Annotated in this window: 17 protein-coding genes; 11 read left to right on the top strand and 6 right to left on the bottom strand. The window is 56.7% G+C overall.

Going from position 1 to position 18421, the window contains the following annotated elements:
* Window positions 1-15 precede the first annotated feature (15 nt).
* A complete protein-coding gene (locus ACHEXK_RS02335; RefSeq protein ID WP_416547685.1) occupies window positions 16-1017 on the bottom strand; it encodes a MerR family transcriptional regulator in 1002 nt (333 codons plus the stop codon).
* A 128-nt stretch (window positions 1018-1145) separates the two neighbouring features.
* Between ACHEXK_RS02335 and ACHEXK_RS02340 the strand changes: the two genes are divergently transcribed.
* The 6 genes from ACHEXK_RS02340 to ACHEXK_RS02365 all read left to right on the top strand — a co-directional run bounded on the left by ACHEXK_RS02340 (window position 1146) and on the right by ACHEXK_RS02365 (window position 7180).
* Entirely contained in the window at window positions 1146-1640 is a 495-nt protein-coding gene (locus ACHEXK_RS02340; RefSeq protein ID WP_416547687.1) for an Rrf2 family transcriptional regulator, read from the top strand.
* A 172-nt stretch (window positions 1641-1812) separates the two neighbouring features.
* A complete protein-coding gene (locus tag ACHEXK_RS02345; protein WP_416548827.1) occupies window positions 1813-2601 on the top strand; it encodes a GNAT family N-acetyltransferase in 789 nt (262 codons plus the stop codon).
* Window positions 2601-3518 (top strand): UDP-2,3-diacylglucosamine diphosphatase, encoded by a 918-nt coding sequence (locus ACHEXK_RS02350; RefSeq protein ID WP_416547688.1) that lies wholly within the window; start codon window positions 2601-2603, stop codon window positions 3516-3518. Before ACHEXK_RS02345 ends, ACHEXK_RS02350 begins: the two co-directional genes overlap by 1 nt.
* Window positions 3515-4558 carry a glycosyltransferase family 4 protein gene (locus ACHEXK_RS02355; RefSeq protein WP_416547690.1) on the top strand — a complete coding sequence of 348 codons (1044 nt, stop codon included), beginning with the start codon at window positions 3515-3517 and terminating at the stop codon, window positions 4556-4558. The genes ACHEXK_RS02350 and ACHEXK_RS02355 overlap by 4 nt, the downstream gene beginning before the upstream one ends.
* An 88-nt stretch (window positions 4559-4646) precedes the next feature.
* A complete protein-coding gene (gene ppk1, locus ACHEXK_RS02360; protein WP_416547691.1) occupies window positions 4647-6713 on the top strand; it encodes a polyphosphate kinase 1 in 2067 nt (688 codons plus the stop codon).
* A 5-nt stretch (window positions 6714-6718) separates the two neighbouring features.
* Window positions 6719-7180: a SixA phosphatase family protein gene (locus ACHEXK_RS02365; RefSeq protein ID WP_416547693.1), complete on the top strand. Its 462-nt coding sequence runs from the start codon at window positions 6719-6721 to the stop codon at window positions 7178-7180.
* A 3-nt stretch (window positions 7181-7183) separates the two neighbouring features.
* Here ACHEXK_RS02365 and ACHEXK_RS02370 read toward each other — a convergent pair whose 3' ends face one another.
* From ACHEXK_RS02370 to ACHEXK_RS02390, 5 genes are all read right to left on the bottom strand, one after another.
* The gene (locus tag ACHEXK_RS02370; protein WP_416547695.1) at window positions 7184-7663 is read right to left on the bottom strand and encodes a hypothetical protein; all 480 of its coding nucleotides are present in this window, start codon (window positions 7661-7663) and stop codon (window positions 7184-7186) included.
* Window positions 7664-7777: 114 nt separating this feature from the next.
* Window positions 7778-9280 (bottom strand): exopolyphosphatase, encoded by a 1503-nt coding sequence (locus ACHEXK_RS02375; protein WP_416547697.1) that lies wholly within the window; start codon window positions 9278-9280, stop codon window positions 7778-7780.
* Between the two features lie 132 nt (window positions 9281-9412).
* Entirely contained in the window at window positions 9413-9742 is a 330-nt protein-coding gene (locus ACHEXK_RS02380) for an ArsR/SmtB family transcription factor (protein WP_416548829.1), read from the bottom strand.
* A gap of 23 nt (window positions 9743-9765) precedes the next feature.
* The gene (gene arsJ, locus ACHEXK_RS02385; protein WP_416547698.1) at window positions 9766-11016 is read right to left on the bottom strand and encodes an organoarsenical effux MFS transporter ArsJ; all 1251 of its coding nucleotides are present in this window, start codon (window positions 11014-11016) and stop codon (window positions 9766-9768) included.
* A gap of 1 nt (window position 11017) precedes the next feature.
* Complete coding sequence (locus ACHEXK_RS02390) at window positions 11018-12061, bottom strand: ArsJ-associated glyceraldehyde-3-phosphate dehydrogenase (RefSeq protein ID WP_416547699.1); 1044 nt, start codon at window positions 12059-12061, stop codon at window positions 11018-11020.
* Between the two features lie 171 nt (window positions 12062-12232).
* Here ACHEXK_RS02390 and ACHEXK_RS02395 point away from each other — a divergent pair, with 171 nt between their 5' ends.
* From ACHEXK_RS02395 to pstB, 5 genes are all read left to right on the top strand, one after another.
* Complete coding sequence (locus tag ACHEXK_RS02395) at window positions 12233-14458, top strand: PhoX family protein (protein WP_416547701.1); 2226 nt, start codon at window positions 12233-12235, stop codon at window positions 14456-14458.
* Window positions 14459-14636: 178 nt separating this feature from the next.
* A complete protein-coding gene (pstS, locus tag ACHEXK_RS02400; protein ID WP_416547703.1) occupies window positions 14637-15656 on the top strand; it encodes a phosphate ABC transporter substrate-binding protein PstS in 1020 nt (339 codons plus the stop codon).
* A gap of 90 nt (window positions 15657-15746) precedes the next feature.
* On the top strand, window positions 15747-16730 hold the full coding sequence (gene pstC / locus ACHEXK_RS02405) for a phosphate ABC transporter permease subunit PstC (protein ID WP_416547705.1): 984 nt from the start codon (window positions 15747-15749) through the stop codon (window positions 16728-16730).
* Window positions 16731-16737: 7 nt separating this feature from the next.
* Window positions 16738-17592: a phosphate ABC transporter permease PstA gene (gene pstA / locus ACHEXK_RS02410; RefSeq protein ID WP_416547707.1), complete on the top strand. Its 855-nt coding sequence runs from the start codon at window positions 16738-16740 to the stop codon at window positions 17590-17592.
* 54 nt (window positions 17593-17646) lie between these two features.
* Window positions 17647-18420 carry a phosphate ABC transporter ATP-binding protein PstB gene (gene pstB / locus ACHEXK_RS02415; protein WP_416547709.1) on the top strand — a complete coding sequence of 258 codons (774 nt, stop codon included), beginning with the start codon at window positions 17647-17649 and terminating at the stop codon, window positions 18418-18420.
* Window position 18421: the final 1 nt, after the last annotated feature.

Genomic DNA, 18421 nt, shown 5'->3' on the forward strand with positions numbered 1-18421 from the left:
TTGGACGCACTTGACTCAAGACAAGTCCTGCAGAGAAATGCCTTCGTGCGCCGCCACCATGCGCAAGGCGTCTTCCAAGAGCGCTCTGGCGGTAGCGGCCATGGTGTTCAGCTGAGCGTGCAATTCTTTGTCTTTGGGGCTTTGGTTCAGGCAATCGCGGCTGTAATCTTCAAACCGCCCCAGTTGTGCGATCAACTCCGCCACATGGCGCGGACATTCACACAGCACTTGGCTGGGGATGTTGGCCACGCGTTGCAGCACGGCATCTGAAAATTGCCGCTCTGGAATGGGCTGGCTGTGGTCAGCCCATGAACGTGCGGGGGCCAACAGTGGCGCACGTGCGCTTTGGATGATTTCAGCCAGAGCACCGTCGTCCAAGGTGTTGCGATAGACCCTGCACGAAGCACGGGACAAATGCGCCAGCGCATTTTTCTGACCAAAGCCGTAAAGCACCACCGTGAGCCTGACGGCGAGTCGTTGTGAGATGGACTTGATTTTTTCAGCGGCTTCATCGTTCAAACTGTTGACCGACACCAACAGCACATCCAAAGGCGCCTGCAGGTGCCCGTTTTGTGCTTCGTTCAAGTCGCCTGCGACCTGTTCAATGGGCAAGGTTTGGCCTCCTCTGAGCGCATCAAAGGTGCTCGACCGAAGCCGCTCGGCCAAGGTATGACCCACCACACCCCACCCGGGGGTTGTTGAGCTGGCCATCGGCGCGCCCATGGCCATGCGTTGCTGGGCCGCGCGGCCCATGTCCATGCTGGTGTTCAGCAGTTGTTGCAGCTGGGCGTTGTTCAAACCTGCGATCAAGCGGATACCGTGGCCCTGCCCGGTGAGTGTTTTCAATAAAGCCGCCTTGTGCAAATCCTCGTCGTTGTAAAGCCGGTGTTGCCCCTGCGACGTCGCGGGTGAGAATGCCTTGTAGCGTGTCTGCCAAATGCGCAATGTGGGCACAGGGACACCGCTGATCTTGGAGACCGCACCAATGCGATAAAGCGCGGGGGGGGTGGTGAGCATGTTGGATGTTTTGTTCATGTATTGAGTAGGTATTCTAGATTAAACTTTAAAAAAATTCAGTTAAATTTCATTTTGAGTGGATTTAATCTCTTGAAGCTATACAATTAAACCCAACAGAGGAGCACCCCATGATCTTGAAGAAAACAGCCAAAGCCGTTGACATTGCGGTTTTCATCACTTCTCGTTCGGCCGTGGAGCCTGTCACGACCGAAGAAATTGCTTCGGGCTTAGGCCTGTCCTCCTCATACACCGAGTCCATATTGAAAGACCTGCGTGAAGCAGGTTTGATTCGGGCACACCGTGGTCCGGGTGGTGGCTACCAGATCCGAGGCAATCCCGAAGACATCACGCTCTGGGACGTGGTCAAACACTTCGAAGTGCTGCACAGTTTTGATGAGGTGTACACCGACGATGCCCACCCCATGAAAGCGTTGGAGGCGGATATCCAGCGCCACCTCCAGGCAGCTCTGGCCGCACAAACGCTGGATGACGTGGCCATCCCGTTCATGCCACGTGACGCTCGGGTGTCGACCATGCTCGGCCAGTTCCGTTTGAAACCCTTGCCTGCGCCAGTCATGCCCAGAGCGCCCAACTCGGTCTTCCAGTTGAGCATGATGCTTTGATGCCTGTGGAAGGCCTTCTCGTCATTTTCAGCGTCACGGAAATTTAACGAAAAAGACTTTTTCATGTCATTGCCTTTGGGGACCATGAGCACATGGATTCCAAGGAGGCCTGAGCGTGAAAGAGTTGACCCATCCTGTATTCGTACCTGCACCAGCCAGTGCGCCCCAGCCCATGGGTTCATCCGGGCAGCTCAGCCCGGGCGTTGAATTTTCGGCGCGACCCGACAAAAAAGCCCTGGTCGTGACCTGGGCCCGTCACCAAGACGAAGTTCGCGAAGCACAAAAACTCCGCTTTGAAGTGTTCGGTACCGAAATGGGTGCCCGTTTGTCCACCCTGGTGCCGGGTCATGACGTGGACTTGTTCGACGACTACTGTGAGCATTTGCTCGTCAAGCAAGCGCAGACGGGCCAAGTGATCGGGACCTACCGCGTGCTCACCCCAGCCCAGGCCAAGCGGGTGGGCAGCACCTACAGCGATACAGAGTTTGACTTGACCCGTCTGCGCGACCTGCGTCAACGCATGGTGGAATTGGGACGCAGTTGCGTGCACAAGGATCACCGGCATGGTGGTGTGGTCATGGCTCTTTGGGGTGCATTGTTCGAGTTCATGGACCGCAACCGTTTGGACACCATGATCGGTTGCGCGAGCATTCCCATGCTGCACAACGGCGTGGTGAGTGGTGATGTGGCGGCCAGCATCTGGCATCAACTGCGGCAGACCCACCTGGCAGGCATTCAGTACCATGTTCGTCCTCGTTTGCCTTTGCCGGTTGACGAGTTGGACCATGATCTGCCCGTTGCGCCGCCTGGACTGATTCGAGGCTATTTGAAACTCGGTGCCAAGGTCTTGGGGGCACCCGCGTGGGACCCCGATTTCAACACGGCTGACTTGCCGATGATGATGCGCACCGCAGACTTGCCTGTGCGTTACCGCAAGCATTTTTTTCCGGACACGCCCTGATGGCCTCTCTCAGTCCATCACCCCAGCAACTGCTTTTGAAAGTGCCTTTGGCCAACCTGCCGGAAGTGCTTTGGGGTCAATCGTTATCGAGCGTGCAGGATCCCTTATCGCACGACGAGGACGATGCACCGATTGGCCAGCCAAGGCTGCGTGCCATCTTTATTTCAGACCTGCACATCGGCACGCCCGGGTTTCAGGCTGAGGCCTTGTTGGATTTTTTGAAGCACCACCCAAGCGATGTGCTGTATTTGGTGGGGGACATCGTGGACGGGTGGCAGCTGCGCAGGCGGTGGTTCTGGCCGCAGAGTCACAACGATGTCGTGCAAAAACTGCTGCGCAGGGCACGCAAAGGGTGCCGTGTGATTTATGTCCCCGGAAACCACGACGAATTTGCGCGGCATTTTGTAGGCCATGCCTTCGGCGGCATCGAGGTCGAGCATGACACCACCCACATCACAGCCACGGGTATGAAACTCTGGGTGGTACATGGCGACCATTTTGATGGCGTGATCCAATGTGCCAAGTGGTTGGCCTATGTGGGCGACTGGCTGTACGAGCTGACCTTGCGGCTCAACCGGCACCTGAACAGCTTCAGGGCGCGCATCGGGCTGGCGTACTGGTCTTTGTCGGCATACCTCAAACTGAAAGTGAAAAAAGCGGTGAATTTCATCAGCGACTTCGAAGTGGCTGTGGCCCATGAGGCCAAGCGCCGAGGTTTTGATGGCGTGGTTTGTGGTCACATTCACCATGCTGAAATCAGGGATGTGAATGGCACTTTGTATTGCAACGATGGCGATTGGGTCGAAAGCCGTACCGCCTTGGTGGAACACATGGATGGGCGCTTGGAAATCATCCAATGGAGCGCCCAGGCGGTGGTCGTGAACCGGGCGCCTGCAGAAGCGGCGGTGATCGCATGAGGTTGGCACTGATCACCGACGCCTGGCACCCACAAATCAACGGTGTGGTGACCACCCTGCACGAGTTGGTGGAGGCGTTGGGACCCATGGGGGTGCAAGTGAGTGTCTTGCACCCTGGAAAATTTCAAAACAGACCTTGTCCCGGTTATGCGGGCATTGATCTGGCTGTTCGGCCTTACAAAGCCTTGGCGGCCATGCTCGATGGCTTGCAACCTGAAGCCATCCACATCGCCACGGAAGGGCCATTGGGTTGGGCCGCCCGAAAGCATTGTTTGAAAAGGGGTTGGAAATTCACCACGGCATTTCACACCAAGTTTCCTGAAATTTTGAAAGCCGCACTTGGGGTTACCTTGTTCCTGGGTTATGGTTTGTTTCGCCACTTCCATCGACCGTCTTCAGGCGTGATGGTGCCCACAAACGGGGTTCTCGAAATGCTCAAAAGCAGAGGCTTTCGATCTCTGAAGCCCTGGACACACGGCGTCGACCTGAGTTTGTTCGAACACCACGCACAGCCCTTGAACATTCCTGAGCTCCAAGGCTATGCGCGCCCGTATGCCTTGTATGTCGGCAGGGTGTCGTACGAAAAAAACATCGATGCCTATTTGGACCTGAAATTACCCGGCACTCAGATTGTTTGTGGTGTGGGGCCTTTAGAGGAGCAGCTCAAGTCGCGTTATCCGAATGTGGTGTGGATGGGTGTTTTGCCTCGTCAGAAGTTGGCCAAGGTGTACGCTGCTGCCGATGTGTTCGTGTTTCCATCGCGCCATGAAACGTTTGGCCTGGTCATGCTCGAAGCCATGGCGTGTGGCACGCCGGTGGCTGCTTTTCCGGTCGATGGTCCCCTGCAAGTGTTGGGCGCAGCCGAGGGTCAAGTCCTTGGGGGGGTGCTGTCTGAAGACTTGAAGTCAGCCGTGGAGCGTTGCCAGCAGGTGAGTCGTTCCGAAGCCAGACAAAGGGCCCAAGCGTTTGCTTGGCCGAAGACGATTGAAGGGTTTGTGAACAACCTGGTTCCGGTCATCTCAGATCTGTCAGTGCATTGATTCACTGATTTGTCATCAAATTGACACGGCATATTTTTAAGATGGTTGATCAATTCATTCATACTGTGCAATGGCCCATTCAATAAACGTGACAACCTCCGAAAACAACCATGCCGCGATGCTGGATCGGGATCTGAGCATCTTGGCATTCAATGAGCGTGTCTTGGATTGGGCCCATCGTCCGGAAGTTCCTGTCCTCGAGCGTTTACGTTATTTGTGCATCGTTTCCTCGAACCTGGATGAGTTCTTTGAAGTGCGTGCAGAGCCCCATGTGATGGGCAGTTTGCAGGGCCTCAAGTCAGGCCCTTACACCGAAGATTCTTTGTCCGCATTGGCCAGCAAAACCAGTGCCATGATTGCGCGTCAATACGCCTTGTACAACGACGAATTGCTGCCCACCTTGCAGCGCTCAGGTTACCGAATCCTGTCGCATAACGAGCGCAATTCCGCCCAGCGCCAGTGGGTCCGCAGTTACTTTCAGCGCGAGGTCCAGCCCTTGCTGGTGCCTGTGGGTCTGGACCCCGCCCACCCATTTCCCCAGGTGGCCAACAAGTCATTGAACTTCATCGTGCAGCTGTCGGGCAAGGACGCATTTGGTCGTTCGAACGAAATTGCCATTGTCAAAGTCCCTCGCGTGTTGCCCAGATTGATCCCCTTGCCTGCACGCGTCTGCGATGGCACCACCGCTTTTGTGCTGCTCTCCAGTGTCATCCGGGCCCATCTTGCCGAGTTGTTTCCGGGGCGTGAAGTGGGCCACTTTTCTCAATTCCGGGTCACGCGAAATTCAGACTTGGCGGTCGACGAAGACGAGATCGCCAATTTGCGCATGGCCTTGCGACAAGGTTTGCAGCACCGCAATTACGGCCAGGCGGTGCGTCTGGAGGTGTCGGCCAGCTGTGCCCCCGTGTTGGCCGAATTCTTGCGCAAAGAATTTCAGCTGCCTGAATCCTCCGTGTTCAGGGCCAACGGACCCGTCAATCTGGTTCGGCTCATGCAACTGATTGATTTGGTGAATGCACCCGAGTTGCTTTTCCCGCCATACAAAGCCAGTTTCCCTGCGCAACTGCCGCAGCACGGGTCGATATTCACGCGCTTGAAAACAGGCGATGTGATGATTCACCAGCCTTTTGAAACCTTCGATGGTGTCTTGGCGTTTTTGCGCGAAGCGGTCATGGACCCCAATGTTTTGGCCATCAAACAAACCATCTACCGCGCAGGCAGTGATCCGACCATGATGGATCTGTTGCGCGAAGCCGTGCGCCGTGGCAAAGAAGTCACCGCCGTGGTGGAGCTCAAAGCCCGATTTGACGAAGAGGCCAACATCAACTGGGCCGAGCAGCTCGAATCGATTGGCGTGCAAGTGGTGTACGGCATTGTGGGGCTCAAAACCCACGCCAAAATGCTGTTGGTGACCCGTCGCGAGGGCCGCATGCTCAAGCGCTACGGCCACCTTTCAACCGGCAACTACAACCGCCGTACCGCTGCTTTGTACACCGACATCAGTTATCTCACGGCCGACCCCCTGATCACGGCCGACATGGACCAGCTGTTTGGTCATTTGGCCAGCCAAAGTCGTCTGCCCAAAATGAAGCGCTTGCTGGTGGCACCCTTCCATTTGCACGCGGACATGATCCGGCGCATCCAAGCTGCTGGTGATGCGGCGTCTCGTGGTTTGTTCGGGCGCATCGTCATCAAGATGAATGCCTTGACCGACGTCCCTTTGATGGAAGCGCTATTGAAGGCAGGCCAACAAGGTGCCCAGATCGATTTGATTGTGCGTGGCGCTTGCATGCTACCGGCGCGCGTGGCCGGTTGGAGTGAAAACATCCGCGTCCGCTCCGTCATCGGCCGCTTTTTGGAGCATTCCCGCGTGTTTTACTTTTGCGCTGGAGAAGATGAATCCCTTTTCCTCTCAAGTGCCGATTGGATGAGCCGCAACATGATGCGCCGGATTGAGTTGGCTTGGCCTGTGAATGACCCCGTGTTGCGCCAGCGCATCATCGATGAATGCCTGATCGCCTACCTGCATGACCGGCGTGATGCTTGGGACTTGGCCTCTGACGGCCAGTACCACCGAGTGGATTTGAGCGGCCCAGGTCATGGCGCACAAAACGCCTTGATGCAACGCTACAGTGCTTCACCCCACACGGACTGATCGTCATGGACCTGATTGTTTGGCGACATGCCGAAGCCTTCGAGGCCGAACCCGGCGAGGATGACATGAAGAGGGTGTTGACCCCACGCGGCAAAAAGCAAGCGGAGCGCATGGCGGTTTGGCTGGAAAGCCAATTGCCGCAAGGAACACGCATTCTCAGCAGTCCTGCGGTCAGGACTGAGCAAACCGTCCGAGCCTTGGGGCGCAAATACAAAGTGCGGGATGCCTTGTCACCGGGCGCATCGGTGGCCGATGTTTTGGAAACAGCCGGTTGGCCTGATGCCAAATACCCCGTGTTGGTGGTGGGCCATCAACCCACATTGGGGGCGCTGATGGCTCACCTGTTGGGCTTGTCGGAGCCGGCTTGCAGCATCCGCAAAGGGGCTGTGTGGTGGGTGCGAAGACGAAACCGGGAAGGGCAAGGCCAAACCTTGCTGCAGGCTGTGCTCTGCCCTGACCGTCTCTGAGCCTCAGGATTTGGCTGGACGCCCGGTTTTGATGGTGGGCACACTGGCGAGGGCTTTCTTGAAGGCCGCATCGTTCATGCTGGTCAGCGCTTGCAAGCCGGCACGGATCAATTCACTTTTCTTGATCTCGACGCCCAGCATCAGCGCGCGTTTTTTCGACTCTCCGATCTGCAAGAGTTCACTTTTCGGGATGGTGAAACTGTCACGCACCACTTTGACTTTTTTGTCCTTTATAGGCTTGGCTGGGCTGGCGGCGGGCTTGGGTGCCGCGGTTTTTGCTTTGACAGGCGCAGTTGCGGGCGCTGTAGTCGCCTTGTTGGTTTTGGCGGGCACTGCGGCTTTTGGACGGGCTTTGCGCACAGCTTTAATCGGATCGGCGGGGCTTGCGGCTTTGCGCGGAGCTGCTTTGGGGGTGGGCGTTGCTTGTGGAGTCGGTGTGGCGACCTTGGCGACGTTGTCGTTTGCGGGTGTAGGAGTGTTCATAAAAATAACTCATCAAATTAACGGTGCATACAGTTTATACAGTTTTACCGTTCTTGGCAAGCACCCTTTGCCCTGACGCCCAGCAAGCAGACACAGGCGCTACCAGGCAGACTTTCAATCCATTTGAGCTTGCAAGTCCCAGTCTGTTTTGAACCAGGCATTTTTCTCTTCACGCAGCAGGTGCGCCGATTGAGGCCACATTTCGGCCCAGTCCGCCTGAATACGCAAATGCGTGGTGCGTCGATGCGGATCGCACACCATGTTCAGGCCTGACAGGTCCGGATCTCGGCGGGCATGGCACAAAATGACCGCGATGCGCAGCGCCATGAGTTGCAGCACAAAGCTGGCGTCTTCGAGTTCAGATTCCAGTTTGCGCAGTTTGCCACGGTGCCCCAAGACCAATTGGCTCAGGCGGTGCAGCTCATCCATGGTGAAGCCTTGCAAGTCGGTGTTGTCCAAAATGTAAGCACCGTGCTTGTGGTAATCGCTGTGAGAAATGCGCATGCCAATTTCGTGCAATTGGCAGGCCCAATGGAGCTTTTGCAAATACCGTTGCCGCTCTGCAACGGGGGTGTCCTTGGTTTCTGGAATCAGTGTTTGCAACAGGTGTTGGGCGGTTCGCGAAACGCGCTCAGCCTGCAACTGGTCAGTACCAAACCTTTGCGCTAAAGAGTCCACCATGGAGGAGCGCACATCGTGCATGCCTTCGCGATCGATGAGGTCAAACAAAGCGCCGTGTCGAAGCGCACCTTGTGCCACATGCATTTCGTCAATTTGCAGCAAGTCAAACACCGCCTGTAAGACCGCCAAGCCACCCCCGATGACGGGTTTGCGGTCTTCCTTGACACCCTCGAGGCGCAGGTTGTCAGGCTTTTGCGCTTTGAGCAAACGGTCTTTCAGCCAGGCTAAGCCTTCTCGAGTGACCCAACCTTCCTGCCAGCCGGCAGCGGTCAACACATCGGACACGGCGCCGACCGTGCCAGAGGAGCCGTAGCACTTGTCCCAATGCTGTCGATTGAACAAGATTTGGGCTTCATCCAGTACCGCTTTGGCGGCGATCTCCGCCGATTTAAAAGCAGAGCTCGTCCACAAGCCGTCCGAAAAATATTTCATGGACCAGCCCACGCTGCCCACACGGTAAGACTCTAAAGTGGTGGCATTTTCGTGCCGGCCCAAAATCATCTCGGTTGAGCGCCCACCGATGTCCACCACCAAACGCCGCTCATCGGATTGGGGCAGCAAGTGGGAAACACCCAGATAAATCAGCCGTGCCTCCTCGCGACCCGCAATCACCTCAATCGGGAAACCCAGCATGTGTTTGGCCTTGACCAAAAACGCATCACGGTTGCGTGCTTCTCGCAGCGTTTGGGTGGCCACGGCACGCACCTGGTTGGGATTGAAGCCGGCAATGCGCTCGCCAAAGCGGGCTAAACACGACCAGCCCCGTGCCATCGCATCGTCGGTCAGGTTGCGCTCAGCATCCAAGCCATTGCCCTGCCGCACGGTTTCTTTGATGTATTCCACCCGCCGCAATTGACCCGCATCCATCTGACCAATCTCCAGCCTGAAACTGTTCGAACCCAGGTCGATGGCGGCGTAAAGAGACTTGGTTTGCATGCAGTGGGACCAGCGTTGACAGATAAGGGGCGAATTATGTGACGGATTTATGAATACCTGATGACAGTCTGGACTGATCCTTGTCATTCAAGCCATCGGTTGGTCGTGGCCAATTCGGGTGATGGGTGGACATCAACGGCCCGATTCGCAAGTCAAATTTCGGGGGGCGCCGCACGGCACACCCTGGCAGCAATGGGCGGTCAAAAAATCCATCAGGCTTTGCATGGCGGCCAGATCGGCTCGGTAACGCAAAAAGCGGCCTTCGCGTTGCACACTGACCAGCGCCGCATGGTGCAATTCTTTGAGGTGAAACGACAGCGTGTTGGCTGGAATGTCCAGTGCCGCAGACAGCTGCCCGGGCTGAATGCCCTCAGGACCTGTGCCCACGATGGCGCGAAACACTTTCAGGCGCGAGCCTTGCGCCAAAGCCGCCAAGGCCTTGATGGCCACATCTTCGTCCATGGCGTTGAACAAAGAAATGGGGTTCATGGTGTGACTTCGTGCGTAGAAGAGTGCGTGCGCAAGCCCATGGGCAAACGCAGTGTTGCCAGCCAGCACAAGAGCAGCATCAAGGCTGACCCTAAAAGCGCGTACAAGAGGCCGCCCCATTGGTACAGCAAACCTGACAACAGCGTGCCCATGAAACGGCCCAGCGCGTTGGCGGCGTAATAAAAACCCACGTCTTCGGCTGCTTTTTCAGAGCCCGCATAGGCCAACACCAAGTAGCTGTGCACCGAAGAGTTGATGGCAAAAGCAAAGCCAAACAAACTCAGGCCACCCACCACCCACCATGGCAACTGCGGTGCTTGCCAAAACATGGCTGCTGCGATGCCCAGCGGAATCAGCGTGAGCACTGCCGACCACCAACGGGCGGCAGGCACCTCGCGGCTCAGGCCATCGTCGCTGCGGCGAACGATCTGTGGTGCCAGCGCTTGCACCAGGCCGTAACCAATCGTCCAAGCCGCTAAAAAGCCGCCCACCATGGTGAAGGTCCAGCCCACCGAATACAAGAACACCGGCACGCCCACCACAAACCACACATCACGCGCCCCAAACAAAGCCACGCGGGCTGCGGCCAGCGCGTTGATGCCCGGGTTTTTGGCGAACAACTCTTTGGCCGAGCCCGAGGGCTTGCTCTTGCCCATCATGGGCGGCAAGCTGCTCACCACGCCGACCAGCACCAAGGCAAGCAGACCCGACATGGCCCACAGCGAGCCTTGAAAACCCAGCGTCTCCAGCAGCAAACCACCCAGAAAAAAGCCAAAGCCTTTCATGGCGTTTTTGCTGCCGGTGAACCAGGCCACCCATTTGAAGAGTTGCCCGTTGCCTTGGTCTTTGGCTTGTGCTTGTGTGATCTTGATGGCCGATTTGCTGGCCGTTTTGGTCAGGTCTTTGGCCACCCCGCATACGCCTTGCGCCAACACCACCCAAGCCACCGACATGGTGGCCGTCCACTCCGGCTGCAAGGCCGAGAGCAAACCAAAGCCGATGATTTGTGTGGCCAGGCCCACGGTGAGCATGCGGGCAATGCCAAAGCGCGTGGCCAGCCAGCCACCGATCAAATTGGCCAGCACGCCGGCACCTTCGTAGAGCAAGAACAAAAATGCCAACGTGAACGGTGAATACCCCAGCTTGTAAAAATGCAACAGCACCAACATGCGCAAGGCGCCATCGGTCAGGGTGAAGCCCCAATAGGCCGCGGTGACGATGCCGTAATGGCGTTCAGCGGCGTTCATCTCAAATACCGACTTCGTTCATGTGGCAAGCCAGGTCGACCATGCGGCAGGCGTAGCCCATCTCGTTGTCGTACCAAGCGTAAACTTTGAGCAGCGTGCCGTCGGTCACCAGGGTGGACAGCGCGTCCACAATGCTGCTTCGAGTATCGCGGGCGTAATCGGCGCTGACCAAGGGACGCTCCTCATAGCCCAAGATGCCCGCCAAGGGGCCTTGGGCCGCAGCGGCAAACAAGGCATTGACCTCTTCAGCACTGGTTTCGCGCTCCATCTCGAACACGCAGTCGGTCAGCGAGGCATTGAGCACCGGAGCGCGCACCGCGTGGCCATTGAGCTTGCCCTTGAGTTCGGGGTAAATCAAGGCGATGGCCGTGGCGCTGCCGGTGGTGGTGGGGGCCAGGCTGGTCATGGCGCTGCGGGCGCGGCGCAGGTCTTTGTGCGGCGCATCGACCACCAAGTTGGTGTTGGTGGGGTCGTGGATGGTGGTGATTTGGCCGTGCTTGATGCCAATGGCTTCGTGCACCACTTTGACCACCGGAGCCAGGCAGTTGGTGGTGCAAGAAGCGGCGGTGACGATGCGGTCTTTGGCAGGGTTGTACAGCGTGTGGTTGATGCCCACCACGATGTTCAATACATCCCCCACCTTCACGGGCGCGGCCACGATCACACGCTTGGCACCCCGGTCCAGGTGGCCTTGAATCGTCTCGGGCGTCAAAAACTTGCCCGTGCATTCCAGCACCAGGTCCACGCCCATGTCGCCCCATGGGATGTCGGCCGGATGGGCGTGTGAGGAAAAGCCCAAGGTGCGATCACCGATGCGAATTTGGCTGTCGCCGTCTGCTTCGATGCGCGCGCGCCATTGGCCTTGCACGCTGTCAAAAGCCAACAAGTGCGCGGTGGCTGCCGCACCGCCTTTGAGTTCATTCAAGTGAACCACCTCCAGGCGATTGTTTGCGCGGGGGTCGTCTTGCTGGCGTTCGGCAGCACCCATGGCCGCACGCAAGGCCAAACGGCCAATGCGGCCCATTCCGTTGATACCGACTTTCATGTTCAATCCTTCGATGATTCTGGAAACCTCCATGTTTGAACTTTGCCATGGTTCTGTGACGCTTTTGTGACGGTCTCGCGTGTCCAGGGCATGTCTTGCTGCGTTCAAAAAATCGACATCAAATTGTCATGGGGGGGCTGTGCAATGGTGCTTTTCTCAATGGAGCTTTTCATGTCGCATCACGATCACGATCCCATCTTCAACACCTCGGGCAACCCCCATTTTCAAGATGTTCTGAATCAATCTCTGCAAAATCCCGCCCGCCGCGGTTTGTTGCGCGGTGGTCTGGGCTTGGCTGGTCTGGCGATGCTGCCGGGCTGTGCCAGCTTGACGTCGGGCATGGCGTCTTCGCCATCTGCTTTGGGTTTCCCCTCTGTCGAAAAGAGTCTGCTCGACAACGTGATGTTGCCGCCCGGCTACCAGTACAGCGTCTTGCACGCCACAGGCGATGCGCTCGATTCAGCTTTGACCGCTTACTCCAACCGGGGTGTGGAGTCGGACGACTGGTCACGCCGCGTGGGCGATCACCACGATGGCATGGACATTTATTACATCGACGCCAACGGCCGCTACGCCGACCAAGAAACAGGCCGTGCCGTGCTGTGTGTGAACCACGAAAGCTCGGCTGACGCGCATTTCATGCACCCCAACGGCCAGACGTCCAATGGCATCGGTGGCAAGAAATTTGACCAGTTCGGCGCCTGGGACCTGGGCACGCGCCCCGAATTGGAAGTGCTCAAAGAAATCAACCACCACGGCGTGACGGTGGTCGAGATTGTCAAGACCCCTCAAGGTTGGCGCATCAAGCAGGACTCACCGCTGAACCGCCGCATCACCGCACAAACGCCTGTGCGCATCAGCGGTCCCCGCGCACAAATTGAGGCGATCCGCAGCTTCATGGTCACCCGCTGGGACACGGCGGGGGCCATGGCGCGGGGCACTTTGAACAACTGCGGCCATGGCAAAACGCCATGGGGCACTTATTTGGGCTGCGAAGAAAACTGGGCTTATTACTTTCAGACTGCTGCCAATGGGGCTGCATTACCTGCCAAAGAAGTGGCCTCACGCAAGCGCTATGGGCTGCCCTCATCGGCGCCAGCGGCCGGCGCCAAACAAGCGCAAAGCCAGGGCTGGCACACTGTGTCGGCCACCGACGACCGTTTTGCCCGCTGGAACTTGTCGGCTACGGCTGCCAACGCAGAGCAAGACTTCCGCAACGAAGCCAACACCTTTGGTTTCAACGTCGAAATCGATCCCTTGGCCCCCAACTCCACACCCGCCAAGCGCGTGGCCATGGGGCGCTTCGCGCACGAAGCCGCTGTTTGTGGTGTGCCTAAGGCGGGCGAGCCGTTGGCGTTTTACATGGGGTGTGACTCGCGCAACGAATACATCTACAAGTTTGTGAGCAACGCTGTGTGGGACCCCCGCGATGTCGGCGGCGGCTTGGTGGCGGGGGACAAATACCTGAGCGAAGGCAAGTTGTATGCGGCGCGTTTTGACGCCACAGGCCAAGGCCAATGGCTGGAGTTGACCATTGCCGACCCCCGTATTTCTAACCACGCCGCATACAAATTCGCCAACCAGGGCGATGTGCTGGTCAATGCCCGCTTGGCCGCCGATGCGGTGGGCGCCACCAAGATGGACCGCCCGGAGTGGGGTGCTGTCAACCACCGCAATGGCGAAATCTATTTCGCATTGACCAACAACAATGCGAGCAACCGCACACCCGCCAAAGTGGATGCTGCCAACCCACGCGCCTACATGGACATGGATGGCAACAAAGGGATGGGCAACCCCAATGGGCACATCATCCGTTTCAAAGAGGCCGACAACCAATCCATCGCCAAAGCCTTTGCTTGGGACATTTTTCTGTTCGGCGCAGAAGAAGACTCCGGCGATGCCAACCTGTCGGGCTTGACCGCCAAGAATTCGTTCTCATCGCCAGATGGCTTGTGGTTCAGCAAAGCCACCGGCATTTGCTGGATCCAGACCGACGACGGCGCATTCACCGACGAGACCAATTGCATGATGCTGGCCGCCATTCCTGGTCAGGTCGGTGACGGTGGCAAAAAGACTGTGAATAACAAGATGGTGGTGGGGGGGGTAGAGCAAACGGGGACCCAAGAGACCTTTGTGGGTGCCGCTTTGGGCGAAGCCAAACTTCGCCGCTTTTTGGTGGCCCCCAAGGGCGCCGAAGTCACGGGTATCACCGAGACCGCCGATGGCCGCACTTTGTTCGTGAACATCCAGCACCCGGGTGAACTTTCCAAGCCCTTGTCTTCGGGTCAAGCACCCCAAAGCATGTGGCCGGGCAACCAGGGTTATGGCCCCGCGGGCCGTCCACGTTCAGCCACGATCGTGATCACCCGCACTGATGGTGGTGTGATCGGTCTGTAACAGTCCGTTGTGGTCATCAATGGCCAAGGTTTGGAGGTGATTGAATCGCCGACGAACCTTGTCTTGAAACAACCCAGCCGTATCCGTGACATCAAATTGTCATAATTCGCCTTTAGAGTCAAAGAAGTTTCTGAAATGTCAGAAACCTCAATTCTCCCCTTCTGAACTTGGAGTTCACATGTTGAAACTGAAATCATTCATTGCAGCGGTCTGTGTCACCGTCATGGCTACATCGGCCTTGGCCGCTGACATCACAGGTGCTGGTGCGACATTCCCATTTCCAATTTACGCCAAGTGGGCAGAGGGCTACAAAGCCGCGACTGGCACAGGCATGAATTACCAGTCCATTGGCTCTTCCGGTGGCATCAAGCAAATCCGCGCCAAGACCGTGACTTTCGGCGCGACCGATGCCCCCGTCAAAGGTGAAGAGCTCGACAAAGATGGCATGGTTCAGTTCCCCGCCATCATTGGTGGCACTGTGCCGGTGATCAACCTGGATGGCTTCAAGCCAGGCGAATTGCGCGTGACCGGCCCTGTGTTGGCCGACATGTTCATGGGCAAAATCAGCAAATGGAACGATCCCAAGTTCGTGGCTTTGAACCCCGGCAAAACCCTGCCCAACGAAACCATCACTGTGGTGCACCGCGCCGACGGTTCGGGCACCACTTTCAACTGGACCGACTACCTGACAGCCGTCAGCAAAGAGTGGGCCAATTCCGTGGGCAAAGGTGCAGCGGTCAAGTGGCCAGCACCCACCTCCGTCGGAGGCAAGGGCAATGAAGGCGTTGCAGCCAACGTCAACCGTGTGAAAGGTTCTTTGGGCTACGTGGAATACGCCTACGTCAAAAAGAACAAGATGACCTTCATGCAAATCCAAAATGCGGACGGCAAGTACGTCAGCCCGGATGATTTGACTTTTGCTGCTGCTGCCGCCAGCGCCGACTGGTTCAGCGTGCCTGGTATGGGGGTCTCGATGGTCAATGCCAAGGGTGCCAACAGCTGGCCTGTCAGCACGGCTTCCTTCATCTTGATGTACAAGAACCCAGCCGACAAAGCGGCTTCTGCTGAAGCTCTGAAGTTCTTCGACTGGTCTTTCAAAAATGGCAAGAAAATGGCAGCCGACTTGGACTACGTGTCCTTGCCTGACAGCTTGACCGATCAGATCCGATCCAAAGTCTGGTCACAGATTCAGAAGTAATTCAGTTCCTGTGCTGCCATCCGTCGGTTGTTTCAAGGCAGCCGGCGGATTTTTGTTGAGTTCGAAGCTTATTGTTTGATGGACCAAGACATGCAAACTCCCCTTTCTAGTGCAAATGCTGACCGCACGAGCCAGATGCTGGCAGTGGTGAAGCGGCAGCGTCTGCAAGACGTTTTGTTTCACCGCCTGACACAGTTGTTTTCGCTTCTGGTTCTGGTGGCTTTGGCTGGGATCATTGTGTCCTTGTTCATCAATGCTTGGCCCACCTTTGCCAAATTTGGTGCACGTTTCATTTGGTATGTCGAGTGGGACATCATCAACGAAGAATTTGGGGCCGCGATCGCGATCGTTGGCACCTTGGCCAGCGCCAGTATCGCGATGTTGATCGCGGTGCCATTGGCTTTTGGCATAGCGGTTTTCCTGACCGAAACCTGCCCCGTCTGGTTGCGTCGCCCTTTGGGCACGGCCATTGAGTTGTTGGCGGCAGTGCCTTCCATCATTTACGGCATGTTTGGCCTTTTTGTGTTTGCCCCTTTGTTTGCCGATTACATCCAGGTTCCACTGCGTGATGTGCTCGGTGGCATGCCTTTGGTGGGCTTTTTGTTTGGTGGTGCTCCGAACGGCATGGGCATCTTGGCCGCAGGCATTGTGCTGGCTTTCATGGTCCTGCCGTTTGTGGCGGCGGTGATGCGCGATGTGTTTGAAATCACGCCTCCCATTTTGCGCGAGTCGGCCTATGGCTTGGGTTGCACCACCTGGGAGGTGGTGCGCAAGATCGTGCTGCCTTACACCCAAAAAGGGGTGATCGGCGGCATCATGCTCGGCTTGGGTCGTGCTTTGGGCGAAACCATGGCGGTGACTTTTGTGATCGGCAATGCCAACCGCATGCCCACTTCACTTTTCTCTCCTGGGACTTCGATCGCCTCCACTTTGGCCAACGAGTTTGGCGAGGCGGCAGATTTCCACATTTCTTCTTTGTTCGCGCTCGGTTTCTTGCTGTTTGTGATCACCTTCGTGGTTTTGGCTGCAGCCAAAATCATGATCAATCGGGCTGAAAAAGCCAAGGGGTTCTGACATGGCCATGAACATGAATCAAGGTTTGTACCGCCGTCGCCGTTTGGCCAATGCTTGGGGCATGGCCACTTCCATGGTGGCCATGGGTTTGGGTCTGACGGTGCTGTTGTGGATATTGGTGGTGCTGTTTTCGAATGGTTTTGCCGCGCTCGACCTGAACATGCTCACGCAAGATACCCCTGCACCTGGCACTGAGGGCGGCGGATTGCGCAATGCGATTGTCGGCAGCTTGATGATGGTGGGGCTCACCGTTTTGGTGGCGACCCCCGTGGGCATTTTGGCCGGCATCTACCTGACCGAATACGGAGACCAAAGCAAAACCGCCGAACTCACCCGATTTGTGACCGACATCATGTTGTCGGCGCCCTCCATTGTGATTGGTTTGTTTGTGTACGCGATCGCTGTGGCCACTTTGGGCACATTCTCGGGCTATGCCGGCAGTTTGGCTTTGTCCTTGATTGCTGTGCCTGTGATCATGCGCACCACCGAAAACATGTTGCGCTTGGTGCCTGGCAGTTTGCGCGAAGCCGCTTTCGCCTTGGGGGCACCCCGCTGGAAGGTCTCTTTGGCAGTCACCTTGCGTGCGGCCAAAAGTGGCGTGATCACCGGTCTGTTGCTCGCAGTGGCGCGCATCAGTGGCGAAACTGCACCTTTGCTGTTCACGGCGCTCAACAACCAGTTCTTCAATTCCGACATGGGCAAACCCATGGCGAACTTGCCCGTGGTGATTTTCCAATTTGCCATGAGCCCCTATGAAAACTGGATCCGTTTGGCTTGGGCCGGTGCACTGCTGGTGACCTTGGCGGTCTTGGTCCTCAATATTTTGGCCCGTGTGTTTTTCCGGGACAAGCAGTCGGCTTGATGTCCAGCAGATTGCCACGCCTCGCTTTTTCAATTTGTATCCACAGGAATCCACATGCCTGACAAGAAACCCACGCAGAACGCACTTGAGGTCCGTAACCTTGACTTTTATTACGGCAAATTCAAGGGCCTGAAAAATGTCAACCTGGACATTGCAGAACACCGCGTGACCGCCTTCATTGGTCCCTCGGGTTGCGGTAAATCCACGTTGTTGCGCACGCTCAACCGCATGTACAGCCTCTACCCTGGCCAGCGTGCTGAGGGTGAGATCAAGTTTTATGGTCAAAACATTTTGGAAAAGGGCCAAGACCTGAACTTGTTGCGCGCCCAAATCGGCATGGTGTTCCAAAAGCCTACACCTTTCCCAATGTCGATTTACGACAACATCGCTTTCGGTGTTCGCTTGTATGAAAACCTCAGCCGTTCCGACATGGACGAGCGCGTCGAGTCGGCTTTGACCAAAGCCGCCATTTGGAACGAAGTCAAAGACAAACTGGGTCAAAGTGGTTTGTCCCTCTCGGGCGGACAGCAGCAGCGCTTGTGCATTGCACGCACCATCGCGGTCAAGCCCAAAGTCATCTTGCTCGATGAACCCACTTCGGCCCTGGATCCGATCTCGACCGCCAAAGTCGAAGAGTTGGTCAGCGAGTTGAAGAAAGAATACACCGTGGCCATCGTCACCCACAACATGCAGCAAGCGGCACGCGTGTCAGACTTCACGGCTTACATGTATTTGGGCGAATTGGTGGAGTTTGGCCAAACCGAGCAAATTTTCATGAAGCCTGTCCGTCAGGAAACCGAAGACTACATCACCGGCCGTTTCGGCTGAT

It is taken from the genome of Limnohabitans sp. DCL3, from assembly GCF_048019295.1.
Classification (GTDB): Bacteria; Pseudomonadota; Gammaproteobacteria; order Burkholderiales; family Burkholderiaceae_C; genus Limnohabitans_A.

What these genes read in the sequence shown, in the direction of transcription:
- ACHEXK_RS02370 (WP_416547695.1), bottom strand. Translation starts at nt 7,663, where the DNA reads ATGAACACTCCTACACCCGCAAACGACAACGTCGCCAAGGTCGCCACA.
- ACHEXK_RS02375 (WP_416547697.1), bottom strand. Translation starts at nt 9,280, where the DNA reads ATGCAAACCAAGTCTCTTTACGCCGCCATCGACCTGGGTTCGAACAGT.
- pstS (WP_416547703.1), top strand. Translation starts at nt 14,637, where the DNA reads ATGTTGAAACTGAAATCATTCATTGCAGCGGTCTGTGTCACCGTCATG.
- ACHEXK_RS02340 (WP_416547687.1), top strand. Translation starts at nt 1,146, where the DNA reads ATGATCTTGAAGAAAACAGCCAAAGCCGTTGACATTGCGGTTTTCATC.
- ACHEXK_RS02365 (WP_416547693.1), top strand. Translation starts at nt 6,719, where the DNA reads ATGGACCTGATTGTTTGGCGACATGCCGAAGCCTTCGAGGCCGAACCC.
- arsJ (WP_416547698.1), bottom strand. Translation starts at nt 11,016, where the DNA reads ATGAACGCCGCTGAACGCCATTACGGCATCGTCACCGCGGCCTATTGG.
- ACHEXK_RS02350 (WP_416547688.1), top strand. Translation starts at nt 2,601, where the DNA reads ATGGCCTCTCTCAGTCCATCACCCCAGCAACTGCTTTTGAAAGTGCCT.
- ACHEXK_RS02390 (WP_416547699.1), bottom strand. Translation starts at nt 12,061, where the DNA reads ATGAAAGTCGGTATCAACGGAATGGGCCGCATTGGCCGTTTGGCCTTG.
- pstC (WP_416547705.1), top strand. Translation starts at nt 15,747, where the DNA reads ATGCAAACTCCCCTTTCTAGTGCAAATGCTGACCGCACGAGCCAGATG.
- ACHEXK_RS02395 (WP_416547701.1), top strand. Translation starts at nt 12,233, where the DNA reads ATGTCGCATCACGATCACGATCCCATCTTCAACACCTCGGGCAACCCC.
- ACHEXK_RS02345 (WP_416548827.1), top strand. Translation starts at nt 1,813, where the DNA reads ATGGGTTCATCCGGGCAGCTCAGCCCGGGCGTTGAATTTTCGGCGCGA.
- ACHEXK_RS02380 (WP_416548829.1), bottom strand. Translation starts at nt 9,742, where the DNA reads ATGGACGAAGATGTGGCCATCAAGGCCTTGGCGGCTTTGGCGCAAGGC.
- ACHEXK_RS02355 (WP_416547690.1), top strand. Translation starts at nt 3,515, where the DNA reads ATGAGGTTGGCACTGATCACCGACGCCTGGCACCCACAAATCAACGGT.
- ACHEXK_RS02335 (WP_416547685.1), bottom strand. Translation starts at nt 1,017, where the DNA reads ATGCTCACCACCCCCCCCGCGCTTTATCGCATTGGTGCGGTCTCCAAG.
- pstA (WP_416547707.1), top strand. Translation starts at nt 16,738, where the DNA reads ATGAACATGAATCAAGGTTTGTACCGCCGTCGCCGTTTGGCCAATGCT.
- pstB (WP_416547709.1), top strand. Translation starts at nt 17,647, where the DNA reads ATGCCTGACAAGAAACCCACGCAGAACGCACTTGAGGTCCGTAACCTT.